Genomic DNA, 13,828 nt, shown 5'->3' with positions numbered 1-13,828 from the left:
CTCAGCCGGGGCCGAGCCGCGGCTGGACCGCCGCCGAATCGAGCCCCGCACAGCCGCCGAGCTAGGGCGCGTCCGGCCTTGAAAGCAGCTCCCGCAGGGTCGCGAGCAGCTCCCGCCGGTCCGCCGCCCCCAGCTTTCCGCGGATCCGGGCCATATGATGCTCGACCGTCTTCCCCGAAATGAACAGCTTCGAACCCGCCTGCTTGTACGTCAGCCCCTCGACCACCAACCGGGCCACCTCGAGCTCTCGCTCGCTCAACGCCGCCAACCCCGTGCCGGCCGCTGCCGGCTCCGATGTTCCCGGCTCGCGGCGGGCCGCCGTTCCCTGGAACTGGCGGGCCGCCTCCAGCAGCTGGACCATCGCCTTGCGGTCGGATGTGCGGATCGCCGCCTGGCCGGCCAAGCGGGCTGCGTCCCAGCGGAGGCCCAGGTCGTGCATCTCGGCCGCCGCCGCGGTGATCGTGTCCGGGTCGAATGTTCCGCTCAGCACTGACAGCCAGCACCGGGCCGCCGTCGCCAGGGCGCTCGGGTAGCGGCCGCAGTGGGCGTGCGTGGCCAATGTCGCCAGGTGCGCCTTCGCCGCGTCCGCGTCCTCCAGCGTGATTGCCGCGTGCAGCTCGTGCCACACCAGCGTTGCCGTCCACAGTGGAGGCTCGCCGAGGCGGGCCAGCAGGCTGTGGGCGCGCTCCAGCTGACCCGAAATCTTCGCGTACGCGCCCGTGCGGGCCGCCGCGATCGCCAGCTCGCCCAGCGGCAGCAACGTGAACAGGTCCGTCTGCTGCCGCATCGACGCCTGGTACGCGCGGTGCCACGACCTCTGCAACCCCACCAGGTCACTGGCCCGGCGCGCCAAGCCGAGCTCCAGCGTCGCGAAGAACAGCTCGTCGCGGGCCTCCAGCGTCCGGCCGGCGACGGCGTCACGATGCTCGGCCGCCGTCGCGAGGTCGCCTGCCGTCATCGCCGTCCAGCCCAGCAGCAGGCGGTGGCGCACCGACAGCAGGTCGCCGCCGATTCCGCCGTCGAGGGCGCGGGTCAGCACCGGCTCCGCCAGCGCCAGCTCACCGGTGTGCAGCGCGGCCAGCGCGGAAAGGGCCGCCGGGCTGTCCGGCAGCAGCGTGCCGCCCAGCGCCGGCTCCAGCATCGCCGCCGCGCCGAGCAGCGTCGATAACGTCTCCGTCGCGCAGCCGACCACCGAATCGGCGATGCCGCGGGCCATCCGGGTGGCCGCGCCGGCGAACAACGTCGGTGCGACGCCGGGTGCGGGGGAGTCGAGGAGCCGGCGGGCGCCGTCGAGGTCGCCGGTGCCGACCAGCGCGATCGCCGCGAACGCGTCGGCTCCGGCGCCGCTCCGGCCGTCGCCGGCGGGGAGCACGCTGCGGGAGGCCCAGTGGTACAGCTCCGCGCTGCGGGCCAGCTCGCCGCGGTGCGCCAGGACGGTGGCCGCGATCGCCGCCCCGGCCACCCGGGTTTCGGGGTCGGCCGCGCCGAGCATCCCGTCGCCGAGGCGCAGGGCCGTGTCGAGGTCGCCCGACAACGCCGCCGCGCGTGCCCAGCCCGCCGTGACGGCGGCGGACCGGTCGCCCGCTTCGGCGGCGGCCTCGAAGAGCCGGGTCGCCAGCCGTGCGTCGGACGGCAGGGCTTCGGCGGCCGCGGCGGCGAACGCGGCCGCGGCGGACGCACCCGAGCTGCCCGTTCCGAGCAGCGAGCGCGCCAGGTCGAGCACCGGGAGGCCGTTCGCCAGCTGCAGTTCGACGAGCCGCTGCACCGTCGTCAGCCGGCGCGCGGGCGGCCCGAAGTCGCGGACGGCGGCCGCGGCCAGTGGCAGCAGCGTGTCGTCCGGGCCGAGCAGCCCGGTCGCGCGGGCGGCGTCGACGATCGCGGGCAGCTGGTCGGGGGCGCGGTCCAGCAGCGCGCACAGCAGGTCGAGGTTGCGCCCCGCCCCGGCCTCGGCCGCGATCAGGTAGCGCAGGACGTCGTCGTCGAGCTCGTCCAGCTCCGGCCGGAAGTCCTCCAGCCGCCCGAGCAGCTCCCGCTCGGCCAGCCGCGGCACCCCGCCGCTGCGTGCGTGCAGCTCGGCCGCCGCCGCGGGCTCGGCGGGCGAACCCTGGACCGCCGCGATCAGCCGCGCGATGTCCTCGACGCCGAGCGGGCCGAGTTGCAGCAGCGTCCAGCTCGACGCCACCGCGGCCGGCCGGTGCGCGACGACGATCGGCCCGTCGGCGCCGGTGAGCAGCTCCTCGAGCTGGTCGGCACCCAGCCGGTCGGCGTCGTCGACGAGCAGCGCCTCGACGCCGGCCGCGCGGTAGCAGCGGTCGAGCGCGGCGAGCAGCACGCTCTTGCCGTACCCGCCAGGCGCGACGACGGCGAGCCGCAGCGGCGCGGCCGGATCGGCCGTGACCTGGTCGAGCAGCCGGCGTGCCGCCGGGTGCACGGGGACGGTGCGGAACGGGGAAGCCTGCGTAAGCAGATTGTTCAACAGTGACCTTCACCGGAGGGGGCGCCGGGGCGGGCGCAGTGGCTCGGGGCGGGGGGCTGGTCGGGGCCGGCGGTGGCTTCGCGGGCGGTGACGGTGAGCACCACGGCCGAGATGGCCGCGGCGAGCACGAGGACCGCGGCGGCGAGGGGGCGCCGCCGCCGGAACAGGTTCATCGGGCTGCTCTTTTCGGGCAGCTCGAACGGCGTGATCTCGACCGGCGGCCGGGGTGGCCGCTCGCCGAGGTCACCGAGCGTGTCCACCTGGGGGAGCAGGGTGGTCTCGACGGCGGGGGGTTCGTGCGGGGCACCCCGGTGGTCGACGCGCAGCGCCGCGAGGGCGGCCGCGCCGAGTGCGGTGGTCGCCGGCGGAACCGGTCCCGCGAACACCGGGCACGGCGGCCGGGCCGGCAGCGCGTGCGGCGGGACGTCCCCGCAAAACACCACGCCGGCCAGTCCCTTGGGGGACGTCGACGCCGCGTTCGCGAGGGCGAAGAGCGTGCTGAGCGCCGCGGCCGGAGCCACGCCTTCGGCGCTCGTGGCCGCCTGCCACCCGCTCGCGCCGGTCGCCGTGGCCAGCGTGACGTTCACGCCGTCGGCGCCGAACTCGCACACGCCGGCCGCGGTCGCGCCGGGGCCGGGGACGGGCAGGTGCGCGCCGAGGGCGGCGATCGAGCCGGGGACCAGCGTGACCGCGGGGAACCCGGCGTCGGCCAGTGCCCGGCGCAGCACGTCACGGCGGTAGCCGCCCCAGTCGCCGGGGTGGGTCAGCACCAGGTGGTGCGGGGTGCCGCCGAACAGGTTCGCGGCGTGCTCGGCGATGCCTTCGACGAGCACGGTGGTCAGCGTCTCGGGCGGGAACGGCTCGCCTTCGACGAGCATCGGCACGTCGTCGCCGATCCGCCGGTGGAAGCCGGTGAGCAGCCGGGACGGGACCCGGGCGCCCGCCTGCGCGGCCGCGTCCCCGGTGAGCAGGTACCCCTCGTCGTCCAGGAACAGCGCGGACGCGGCGGCCGGGGTTCGTTCACCCAGCCAGAGCGGTTCGGGGTCGCCCCAGCCGGGGCCTTGACGACGGCAGGTCGCGGCGTGGGTCCGCCCCTGTGCCACATCGATCCCGAGGACGTAGGGCAACGGCGCTTCCTCCTCACACGCGGGGCCGATCGGGGGCGCGGAATCCCCCTAGGGCTCGGGGCATCCTCACCCAAACGGGTTAGTCAGGCAAGTGGTTGGGGGGATTTAACCCAACTGAGCGCATCTCGGATGACCCCCTAACTCCCTAACGATGACATATCGATCCCCTATCGGCTGACCGGCCTGCGACTCGGAGTGATCCCCGATGTGCCTGGGGGGACGGACTCCCTAACTTGATGACGGAGCGGCGGTCCCTGCGATCGCTGCCGTCCCCCGAACCACCGGACCAGGAGATATCCCCATGGACTCCGTGCAGACGTTGCACGACTTCGCGCTGAACCTGCTCAACGACCCGACCGCCCTCGCGGCCTTCGGGACGGACCCGCAGGGCGCCCTCGCTGCCGCCGGTCTCGGCGACGTCAGCGCCGCCGACGTGCACGAGGTCATTCCGCTGGTGCTCGACTTCGTCCCGGTCGACAGCCTCCCGGCCGTCGGCGGCCTCCCCATCGTGGGCGACCTGTCCCCGGTCGGCACCGACGCCACCGGCATCCAGGGCGCGATCGACCAGCTCACCGCCCTCACCTCGGGCTTCGGCCTGCCGGCCGTCCCGGAGCTGCCGGGCGTCGGCGACCTCGGCGTCGGCGACCTGCCGGGCCTGGGCGAGCTGCCCGTCGGTGGCCTGCCGGGCGTGAACGACATCACCAACGTCGGCAACGTGTCCGCGCTCGCGGGCAACGTGACCAGCGTGATCATCGGTGGCGACCTGTCGAACGGCCTCGACTCGGCCGCGCTGAGCAACCTGACCGCCGCGCCGGCGTACCTGACCGACGCCAACGACGGCGTCCTCGCCGGCGCCGTCGACCAGGGCTACCAGGCCGTGGGCGGCGCTGTCGACCAGGCGCACCAGGCCGTCGGCCTGGCCAACGCGCAGGTCCACGAGGTCACCGCCGACGTCCACGACGTCACCAGCGGCCTCGGCCTCAGCGACACGGTCGGCAACCTCACCGGCCACATCGGTGACTTCTCCGGCATCCTCCACGGCGCCGGCGACATCGCCTCCTCGAACACCGGCCACGTCGCGGGCCACGGCCTCGGCGACGTCACCAGCGTCGTGACGAACGCCACCGGCATCAACGTCGAGCACGACGTCGCCGGCGCGGTCGGCGACATCGCCAGCGGCACCAGTGCCGGCACCGCCGTCCACGACGTGGTCTCCGACGTGGCGGACGTCAGCCACAACGCGCTGGGCAACCTGCACATCGGTGACATCGCGTCGAACGACATCCACCTCGGGCACTGATCCCCGAACCGGTCACCGGTGCCCGTCCCGCGGTCTGGGTGCAGCCGCGGGACGGGCACCCGGTGTGCGCACGGGGAGTAAACCGGGGACACTCGTCCGCTGTGACCGCACCAGCCTGGCTCGAAGTGCTCAACGAGACGCTGGACGCCTGCCGCACCCACGGCCGCGCCGATCTCGCCGAGCTCCTTCGCAGACGTCGTGACGCCCCCGAGGGGCAGATCCGCCTCGGCGTGCTCGGCTTCCCCAAACAGGGCAAGGGTTACCTGCTCAACGCGGTGCTGAACGCGCCCGTGTGCGCGGTCGGCGACGCCCCGACCCCCGAGGTGCCGACCGAAATCGGCTACGCCCCCGAACCCGCCGCCACCCTGGTCAGCCGCTCCCGCGAACGGACCCCCGTCGCGGTCGAACGGCTCACCGGTGAGCTCGGCGCCCGGCCGGCGGGCACGCTCAGCCGCGTCGAGGTCGGCGTGCCGCGCGAGCTCCTTTCCGCCGGGCTCGTCCTCGTGGACACCCCGCCGGTCGGCGACCCGCGGTCGCCGCGCACCGCCGCCGCGCTCGACCTGCTCGCCGAAGCGGACGCCGTGATCCTCGTCTCCGACGCGACGGCGCCGCTCACCGCCGCCGAGCTGGCACTGGCCCGGCACGTCCGCACCTGGTGCCCGCACGTCGTGCTGGCGCTCACCAAGATCGACGCCTCCCCGGGCTGGCGCGCGGTCGCCGAACGCGACCGCGGGATGCTCGCCGAGGCCGGGATCGACGCGCCCGTCCTGCCGGTTTCGGCCGTCGTGCGCCAAGCCGCCGCGAAGGCCGGTGACGCCGAGCTCAACGCGCGTTCGGGCTTTCCCGAGCTGCTCACGTGGATCGCGGAGCAGGCCGCGCGGCCGCCGGAGCAGTCCCGCGCGCTGCTGGCCGCCGTCGGCGTGCGCGCCGCGGCCGCCGAGCTCGTCGATTCGCTGCGCGACCGCATCGACTTGGCCGCCCAGGACGCCGGGCTCGGGCAGGCCGCGCTGCTGCAGCGCGCGCAACGCCGCGCCGACGACCTGCGGCGGCAGAACACCCGGTGGCAGAACCTGCTTTCCGACGAGGTCACCGACCTGATGGGCGACGTCGAGTACGACCTGCGCGAGCGGACGCGCAAGATCGTCAACACCATCGACGAGACCTTCGACGAGGGCGACCCGGCGAAGGTGTGGGACGAGTTCGCGCCGTGGCTGGACGGCGCGCTGGCCGACGCGATCGAAACGAACTACGCGTGGCTGACCGAGCGGGCGCAATGGACCGCGCAGGCGGTCGCGGCGTGCTTCGGCGCCCAGTACGACCGCGCGCTGCCCGAACTGCCGCTCGACGGCTCGGGCATCGAAGGCCTCGACGACGTCCGCCGGCCGAAGATCGAGAAGTTCAAGATCGGTCAGCAGGCCTTCACCGGGCTGCGCGGTTCGTACGGTGGCGTGCTGATGTTCGGCCTGGTCACCAGCCTGCCCTGGCTGGGTCTGCCGCTGATCAACCCGGTGTCGATCAGCGCCGGCGCGGCGTTCGCGGTGAAGACGATCCGCGACGAGGGTGGGATGCGGCTGCAGCGGCGCCAAGCCGTCGCCAAGCAGGCGGCGCAACGCCACGTCGACGACGTCTTCCTGCGGTTCAGCAAGGAAAGCCGCGACGCGATCCGCGTCGTGCAGCGACGGCTGCGCGACCACTTCACCGGCCTGGCCGAGGATCTCGCGGACGAACTGACCCGCGAGCGCGAGACGATCTTGGCCGGTACGGCGGAGCGTGAGCGCAAGACCGGGCACATCCGCAAGGAGATCGACCGCCTGGCCGGGCTGCACCAGCGCGCGGGCGAGCTCGGCACGATCGCCGGGCGGCAGCGGCGGGAGCTTTCGGCGTGACGCAGGACGTCCGCGACCTGCTGCACGCCGCGGCCGGGCTCTACCGCGACGACCCGCGCGCTTCGGCGCTCCTGCACGACTGCCTGAACCGGCTGGGGCAGCCGCTGCGCGTCGCGTTCGCCGGAGCGCCGTCGTCGGGGAAGACGACGCTGGCCGCCGCGCTGGGCGAGTGGCCGACGCGCGCGTTGCGCGACCTCGTGCTGCTGGACGACCCCGGCCCGGCCGACGACTTGCCGGACGCGACGGTGCGGCTCGTGCGTCACCTCGAACCGGACGAGCTCGCGGCGGCGCACCCGCCGGGCGGTTCGGCGTTCGCGCGGCAGAGCGCGGTCAACTCGGTGCTGGTGCTGGCCCGGGCGGACGAGGTCGGCGCGGGCCGGATCGACGCGCTGCTGACCGCGAAGCAACTGGCGCGGCGGGCCTGGCGCGAAGACCCGCTGTGCACGGGGTTCCTGGGCGTGATCGCCGTCGCGGGGCAGCTGGCCTACGGCGGGCGGTCCCTGCGCGACGACGAGTTCGACCTCCTGGCGGCCTTCGCGGCGGTGCCGCGCGAAGAGCTGGAACGGCACGTGCTTTCGGTGGACTCGTTCACCGACCCGGCGTTCCCCGGCCCGATCCCGGTCGAGACGCGGCGGTCGCTGGTGGTGCGGTTCGGGATGTTCGGCGTCCGCTTGGCGCTGACGCTGATCCGCACCGGCTGCGACGACCGCGTCAAGCTCTCGGCTGAACTGGTTCGCCGCAGCGGTCTCGGCGAGCTGCGGGACACCCTCGCCGGCTGTTTCGTGGCGCGGGCCGACGCGCTGAAGGCCCGCACGGCGATCATCCGGCTGGAAGCCCTGCTCGCCGCCCAGCCCCGCCCGGGCGGCGACCGGCTGGTGGCCCGGGTGGAGCGCTTCGCGGCGGCCGCGCACGACTTCCGCGAGCTGCGCCTGATCGCCGACATCCGCGGCGGCCGCACGGCGCTGTCCGGCGAGCCGGCGGAGGAGGCGGTCAGGTTGCTGGGTGCCCAGGGCACGTCCCCGGCGGACCGCCTGGGCCTGGCGGAGGACGCGGACCCGGGCGACATCTACGACGAGGGCCTGGACGCCCTGCGGCGCTGGCGGCACGAGGCGGAACGGCCGGACCGTCCGCACGCGGAGCGGACCGCGGCGCACGTCGTGGTGCGGTCGGCCGAGGGTCTCCTGGCGCTGTTCGCCTAGAGCACCGCGGTGGCTTCGACCTCGACCAGGTGCTCCGGGACGTCCAGCGCGGCCACGCCGATGAGGCTGGCGGGCGGTTTCGCGGTGGTTCCCAGCTTTGCGCTGCCCCGGGCGATCCCGTCGAGGAGCGCGGGCATCTTGTCCGGCGTCCAGTCGACGACGTAGCAGGTCAGTTTCGCGACGTCGTCGAACGAACCGCCGGCCGCGGCCAAGGCCGCACCGACGTTGAGGTAGCACTGCTCGACCTGCGCGGCGAGGTCGTGTCCGGTCTCCCAGGCGACCTGCCCGGCGACGAAGACCAGCTTGGTCCCCTCGGCGATCGACACCTGGTGGTACACGTCGATCTCGGGCAGCTCTCGGGGATTCACCAGGGTGACAGTCACTTTTCCTCCGTGGTCTCTTGTGGTTACCCAGGAACCGTAGGAGAGTGCTGGGCGGTACGGAAGAAGGCACTTTCCGGTGACGGGGGAACCAGATGGTGACCAAGCAGGACGCGGACCTCTCCCGCGCGGATTCCCTGGCGCGCGAGATCTTCTCGGACGTCGCCAACAAGTGGGCGTTCCTGATCATCGAGACCCTCGGCGAGCGCACCCTCCGCTTCAGCGAAGTGCGGGACGCGGTCGAGGGCATCAGTCACAAGATGCTGACCCAGAACCTGCGCATGCTGGAGCGCAACGGGCTGGTCGAGCGCGAGGTGCACCCGACCGTGCCGCCGCGGGTCGAGTACACGCTCACCGAACCGGGGCAGGGGCTGCGCGCGACCGTCGACAGCATGTGCGGCTGGACGCAGCGCTACCTCGGGGACATCGAGGCCGCGCGCGGCCGCTTTGCCCATTGACGCCCGGCGGGTCGCGACGCACCATAGAGCGGTCTATGGTCCAGCGCCGGCCGAAGGAGCACCCCATGCCCGATGACGTCCGCCCCCGGGTCCGGCTGTTCGGCGAGCTCCTGGCGCACTGGGCGCGGGAACGCCCCGGCGACACCGCGCTCATCTTCGGGGAGCAGTCCTGGACCTGGACCGAGTTCGACGAGCGGGTCCGGCGGCTCTCGGGCGCGCTCGCGGCGGCCGGCGTCACCAAGGGCGACCGCGTCGCCTTCGTCGACAAGAACCACCCCGCCTGCCTGGAGGCGACCTTCGCGGCGGCGGGCATCGGCGCGGCCAACGCCGTGGTCAACTGGCGGCTTTCCGGGGACGAACTGGCGTACGTCCTCAAGGACGCGGGCGCCAAGGTGGTCTTCGTCGGCGCGGAGCTCGTGCCCGCGCTCGACGCGGTCCGCGACCGGCTGCCCGCGCTGGAACGCGTGGTCGTCGTCGGCGGGGAGCACGACGAGTACGAACCGTTCCTGGCGAGCGCCGCCCCGCACACGGACGCCGGCCTCGACGAAGCCGACGGCGTCCTGATCATGTACACCAGCGGCACCACCGGCTTCCCCAAAGGCGCGGTGCTCACGCACCACAGCGTCATCGCCCACGGCCTCGCCGCGGGCACCGCGTTCCCGATCGGCCCGGGCGACGTCAACCTCGTCGCGATGCCGCTGTTCCACGTCGGGGGCAGCTGCTACGCCGTTTCCGGGTTCCTCTACGGCGAACCGTCGTACCTGACTCGCGAGCCGGACGCGGCTTCCCTGTTCGCGGCACTGCAGGCCGGGATCACGCACGCCTTCCTGGTGCCCGCCGTGGTGGCCGGGATCGCGCAAGGCGGTGAGGCCGCGCTCAAGGCGTTCTCCCGCCTCAAGTACCTCTGCTACGGCGCGTCGCCGATGCCGCTCCCGTTGCTGCGCACCGCGCTCGCCGCGTGGCCGGACACAAGGTTCGCGCAGGTCTACGGCATGACCGAGCTGTCCGGCGCGGTCACCGCCCTCGACCCGGAGGCGCACCGGGACGCCGCGCACCCCGAACGGCTGGCGTCCGCGGGCACCGCACTGTCCGGTGTGGACATCCGGATCGTCGACCCGGTGACGCTCGAAGACAGCGCCGCCGGCGAGGTCTGGATCCGCACCGAGCAGCGGATGGCCGGGTACCTCGGCAAACCGGACGCCACCGCCGAGACCATCGTGGACGGCTGGGTGCGCACCGGCGACGTCGGGCGCCTCGACGACGGCGGGTTCCTGTTCCTCGAAGACCGCGTCAAGGACATGATCATCACCGGCGGCGAGAACGTCTACTCGCCGGAGGTCGAGCGCGTCGTCGCGGAGTTCCCCGGCGTGGCCGAGGTCGCCGTGATCGGTGTGCCGGACGATCGGTGGGGCGAGCAGGTCAAGGCCGTCGTCGCCGGCGACCAGCTCGACGCCGACAAGCTCATGGAGTTCTGCCGCGAGCGCCTGGCCCACTACAAGTGCCCGCGCAGCGTCGACGTCGTGGAAGCGTTGCCGCGCAACGCGACCGGCAAGATCCTCAAGCGGTCGCTGCGCGAACCCTATTGGCGGGACCGGGACCGGAACGTCTGATGGCTTCGGTGACGCGGCAGGCGTACTTCGCGGCCGCGCTGGACGTGCTGGCCGGCCACGGGTTCACCGAGCTGAACGTCGGCCGGCTGTGCCGCGGCCTGGGGGTGACGAGCGGGTCGTTCTACCACCACTTCGGCGGCTGGCCGGGCTTCGTGGAGCAGCTCCTGGACCACTGGGAGAACCGGCAGGTGCTCATCCTGCGCGAACGGAACTTCGGCAGCGGCGGCCCGTCGGCGGACTTCGCCGCGCTGATGGACCTGACGCTCGGGCTGCCCCACGAGGCCGAAGCGGCCATCCGCGCGTGGGCGGCGAACGACGAAACCGTGCGGGCGGCGCAGAAACGCGTCGACTCCGCGCGGGTGCGGACGGTCGGCAAGGCGGTCAAGGGCATCGTCGGCGACGGCGACCTGGCGCGGACGCTCACGTCGCTGGGCATGGCGATGCTGGTGGGGCACCAGCAGCTGGCGTCGGCGGGGGAGCACAGCGAGCTGGCGACCCTGCTGGCCGAGTACACGCGGCTGGTGCACGCCCGCGCCTCGTGAGTGAGAACAGGGTTGGAACCCTGTTTCTCACTCACGACCGGGTCAGGCGTTGCCCAGGATCCGGCTCACCGCGATCTCCAGGACCACCCGCTGCGGATTCGGCTTGGGCTGCCGGTAGCGCGCGGCGTACCGGTCTTCCGCGTCCCGCACCGACTCCGGGTCGTCGAGCAGCACCGCGCGTCCCTCCAAAGTGGACCACTTCGGGCCTTCCAGCTGGCAGACCGCGACCGGGACGCCGTCGGTGCCCGCGGCCCGGATCAGCCGGGCCTTGACGGACGTCGAGAACGTGATCACGCGTGCGATCCCGGCGTCGAAGTCGACGGTCACGCCGACCGCGACGACGTGCGGGGTGCCGTCCGGCCGGACCGTCGTCAGGGTGGCCAGCCGGCGCTCGGTCCAGAAGGCGCGGAAGTCCGCGCCGCGGTCGATCTTCATGCGGCCCACGCTAGTCCGTCCGGGTGGCCGGAGGGTCGTGAGACCACTCACGGTCATTGTAAGGAAAGTTTCCTAACATCTTGACCTGGTCTTGAACCTTCTGTCACGCTCTGAACCGCCATCGCCGCAGCCAACGATGTCGGAGGATTCATGAAGAAGATCATCCGGGCGGTGGTGGCCACGGCCGCGCTGGCCGCCGGGCTGCTGAGCGTGCCCACGACCGCGTCCGCGGCCGGTACCCCGTACGTGCCGGGAACCCTGCGGCCGTCGGTCTCGCAGGCCACCCAGGACCAGGCGCTCCAGAAGTACTACGACTTCTGGAAGAAGAACTTCCTGACGACCAAGTGCGGCAGCGGCACCTACGCGGTGCTGTCCAAGGACGCGGACCACTCCTTCGTCGCCGAGGGCGAGGGCTACGGCCTGACGATCTCGGCGATGATGGCCGACAAGGACACGCAGGCCCGGTCGATCGTCGACGGGATCCTGAAGTTCGTGAAGGCGCACCCGTCGGTCAACAACAAGGACCTGCACGCGGCCGAGCAGGACGCGAACTGCAAGAGCGTCAACGGAAGCGACTCCGCCACCGACGGCGACCTCGAGATCGCGTACGGCCTGCTGATCGCGGACCAGAAGTGGGGCAGCGCCGGCTCGGTCAACTACAAGGCCGAGGCCGTCCGGATCATCAACGCGATCAAGAAGAGCGAGGTCAACAACAGCACGAAGTTCACCCTGCTGGGCGACTGGGGCAACGACGCGGAGTACAAGAACAGCTCGCGTTCGTCGGACTGGATGCCCGGGCACCTGCGGGCGTTCGCGAAGGCCACCGGCGACAGCTTCTGGGACTCCGTGCGCACCCGGGCGGAGACCGCGGTGAGCCAGCTGCAGTCGCAGTACGCGCCGAACACCGGGCTGCTGCCGGACTTCGTGGTCAACACGAACTCGACGCCGAAGCCGGCGCCGGCGGACTTCCTCGAGGGCCCGTACGACGGCAAGTACAGCTGGAACGCCTGCCGCGACCCGTGGCGCCTGGGCGCGGACGCGATCTCGGCCTCGGGTAGTGCGGCTGCGGCGCAGGTCCGCAAGATGAACACGTGGATCAAGTCCGCGACGGGCAGCGACCCGGCGAAGATCCAGAGCGGCTACTCGCTGTCGGGCTCGAAGACCGAGAGCGGCCAGCACCCGTGCTTCACGGCCCCGTTCGCGGTGGCGGCGATGACGGACGCGGGCAGCCAGGCGTGGCTGGACAAGCTGTGGACGCAGATCTCGACGTGGTCCCCGGACGCTTCGGACTACTACGGGACCGGCATCACGGTGCAGGTCCTGCTCATCCTGTCCGGCAACTACGTGGCCGCCTAGGCCGGCTCTCGCGGCGGCAGTCCCGCGGCGCGGTAGATCTCGTCGATCACGGTCATCGTCTCGACCGCGTCGGTCGCCGAGGTCTTCACCGGCTCGCCTCGCAGGACTGCCGCCGCGAACGCGTCCAGCTGGTAGGCGTACGACGCGCGGCGCGGGAACTTCTCCGTGCGTCGCGCGTCGCCGATCCGGACCGAGAAGCGGTGGTACGCCTGCGGGGCCAGCGGGTTGAAGATGCTCAGCGAGCCCTTCGAGCCGGTCACCTTCGCGCTGAGCTTCAAGACAGAAGACGACCACAGCGAGCACGTCACCCGGCCCGTGTGGCCCGACGGGTACGCCAGCTCCGCCGTCATCGCCCGGTCGACCCGGGGCGACCGCAGCTTCGCCGAAGCCGAGACCACCGACGGGGTCTCGCCACCGAAGACCCGGGCCATGTGGACCGCGTAGCAGCCCGCGTCCATCGTCGCGCCGCCCGCCAGGTCGTAGTCGTAGCGGATGTCCGAGAACATCGGCAGCGGGAAGCACACCGCCGTCTCCACGCGCTCGAGTGAACCCAGCTCGCCCGACGCCACGATCTCCTCCGCCCGCAACGCCAGCGGGTGGTAGCGGTAGTGGAACGCCTCCATGACGACGCGGTCCGAGGCCGCGGCCAGGCCGGCGATCTCCCGCGCTTCCGCCGCGTTGGCCGTGAACGGCTTCTCGCACAGCACGTGTTTCCCGGCGGAGAGGGCCGCCCGCGTCCACCGGCCGTGCAGGCCGTTCGGCAGGGGGTTGTAGACGGCGTCGACGTCCGGGTCGGCGAGCAGCGCCTCGTAGGACGAGTGCGCCCGCGGGATGCCGTGCTTCGCCGCAAACGCTTGCGCCCGTTCGGCAGAGCGTGCGGCGACCGCCACGACCTCGACGTCGGAGCTGGCTGAAGCGGGTTTGACCAGGGCGGTGGGTGCGATCCGGGCCGCACCCAGGATGCCGATCCGCAGGCTCATGGCGCGAAGCTAGCACCGAGACAGATTTCAACAGCCAGTTGACCTCTTCAACAACGAGTTGTACCGTTCCGGCCAGCCG

12 protein-coding genes are annotated in these 13,828 nt (G+C 72.7%); 7 read left to right on the top strand and 5 right to left on the bottom strand.

The window, feature by feature from the left end:
- Window positions 1–61 precede the first annotated feature (61 nt).
- Both AB0C38_RS10915 and AB0C38_RS10910 read right to left on the bottom strand, forming a co-directional pair.
- The gene (locus AB0C38_RS10915; protein ID WP_360670065.1) at window positions 62–2,476 is read right to left on the bottom strand and encodes a LuxR C-terminal-related transcriptional regulator; all 2,415 of its coding nucleotides are present in this window, start codon (window positions 2,474–2,476) and stop codon (window positions 62–64) included.
- Window positions 2,473–3,603: a molecular chaperone DnaK gene (locus tag AB0C38_RS10910; RefSeq protein WP_360670062.1), complete on the bottom strand. Its 1,131-nt coding sequence runs from the start codon at window positions 3,601–3,603 to the stop codon at window positions 2,473–2,475. The genes AB0C38_RS10915 and AB0C38_RS10910 overlap by 4 nt, the downstream gene beginning before the upstream one ends.
- A 301-nt stretch (window positions 3,604–3,904) precedes the next feature.
- Here AB0C38_RS10910 and AB0C38_RS10905 point away from each other — a divergent pair, with 301 nt between their 5' ends.
- From AB0C38_RS10905 to AB0C38_RS10895, 3 genes are all read left to right on the top strand, one after another.
- Window positions 3,905–4,903: an IniB N-terminal domain-containing protein gene (locus AB0C38_RS10905; protein WP_360670059.1), complete on the top strand. Its 999-nt coding sequence runs from the start codon at window positions 3,905–3,907 to the stop codon at window positions 4,901–4,903.
- Between the two features lie 101 nt (window positions 4,904–5,004).
- Window positions 5,005–6,789, top strand: coding sequence for a dynamin family protein (locus AB0C38_RS10900; protein WP_360670056.1), 1,785 nt, complete (start codon window positions 5,005–5,007; stop codon window positions 6,787–6,789).
- Entirely contained in the window at window positions 6,786–7,988 is a 1,203-nt protein-coding gene (locus tag AB0C38_RS10895; protein ID WP_360670053.1) for a GTPase, read from the top strand. Before AB0C38_RS10900 ends, AB0C38_RS10895 begins: the two co-directional genes overlap by 4 nt.
- On the opposite strand, the gene AB0C38_RS10890 is transcribed toward AB0C38_RS10895, so the two are convergent.
- A complete protein-coding gene (locus AB0C38_RS10890) occupies window positions 7,985–8,371 on the bottom strand; it encodes a RidA family protein (protein ID WP_360670050.1) in 387 nt (128 codons plus the stop codon). The genes AB0C38_RS10895 and AB0C38_RS10890 overlap by 4 nt on opposite strands.
- Before the next feature lie 92 nt (window positions 8,372–8,463).
- On the opposite strand from AB0C38_RS10890, the gene AB0C38_RS10885 reads away from it, so the two are divergent.
- From AB0C38_RS10885 to AB0C38_RS10875, 3 genes are all read left to right on the top strand, one after another.
- Complete coding sequence (locus AB0C38_RS10885; RefSeq protein WP_360670047.1) at window positions 8,464–8,826, top strand: helix-turn-helix domain-containing protein; 363 nt, start codon at window positions 8,464–8,466, stop codon at window positions 8,824–8,826.
- Between the two features lie 65 nt (window positions 8,827–8,891).
- Window positions 8,892–10,436 carry a long-chain fatty acid--CoA ligase gene (locus tag AB0C38_RS10880; protein WP_360670044.1) on the top strand — a complete coding sequence of 515 codons (1,545 nt, stop codon included), beginning with the start codon at window positions 8,892–8,894 and terminating at the stop codon, window positions 10,434–10,436.
- Window positions 10,436–10,978: a TetR/AcrR family transcriptional regulator gene (locus AB0C38_RS10875; protein WP_360670041.1), complete on the top strand. Its 543-nt coding sequence runs from the start codon at window positions 10,436–10,438 to the stop codon at window positions 10,976–10,978. The genes AB0C38_RS10880 and AB0C38_RS10875 overlap by 1 nt, the downstream gene beginning before the upstream one ends.
- A gap of 42 nt (window positions 10,979–11,020) precedes the next feature.
- Here the strand turns inward: AB0C38_RS10875 and AB0C38_RS10870 are convergent, their stop codons facing one another.
- Window positions 11,021–11,413, bottom strand: coding sequence for a TIGR03618 family F420-dependent PPOX class oxidoreductase (locus AB0C38_RS10870; RefSeq protein WP_360670038.1), 393 nt, complete (start codon window positions 11,411–11,413; stop codon window positions 11,021–11,023).
- Between the two features lie 150 nt (window positions 11,414–11,563).
- Here AB0C38_RS10870 and AB0C38_RS10865 point away from each other — a divergent pair, with 150 nt between their 5' ends.
- Window positions 11,564–12,769 (top strand): glycosyl hydrolase family 8, encoded by a 1,206-nt coding sequence (locus AB0C38_RS10865; protein WP_360670035.1) that lies wholly within the window; start codon window positions 11,564–11,566, stop codon window positions 12,767–12,769.
- Here AB0C38_RS10865 and AB0C38_RS10860 read toward each other — a convergent pair.
- The gene (locus AB0C38_RS10860) at window positions 12,766–13,749 is read right to left on the bottom strand and encodes a Gfo/Idh/MocA family oxidoreductase (protein WP_360670032.1); all 984 of its coding nucleotides are present in this window, start codon (window positions 13,747–13,749) and stop codon (window positions 12,766–12,768) included. The two genes, AB0C38_RS10865 and AB0C38_RS10860, sit on opposite strands and share 4 nt — an antisense overlap.
- Window positions 13,750–13,828 lie beyond the last annotated feature (79 nt).

The organism is Amycolatopsis sp. NPDC048633 (assembly GCF_040650695.1).
Taxonomy (GTDB): domain Bacteria; phylum Actinomycetota; class Actinomycetes; order Mycobacteriales; family Pseudonocardiaceae; genus Amycolatopsis.
Note: the sequence above shows the minus strand (reverse complement) of the source record. Positions and strands in the feature narration are given on the sequence as shown.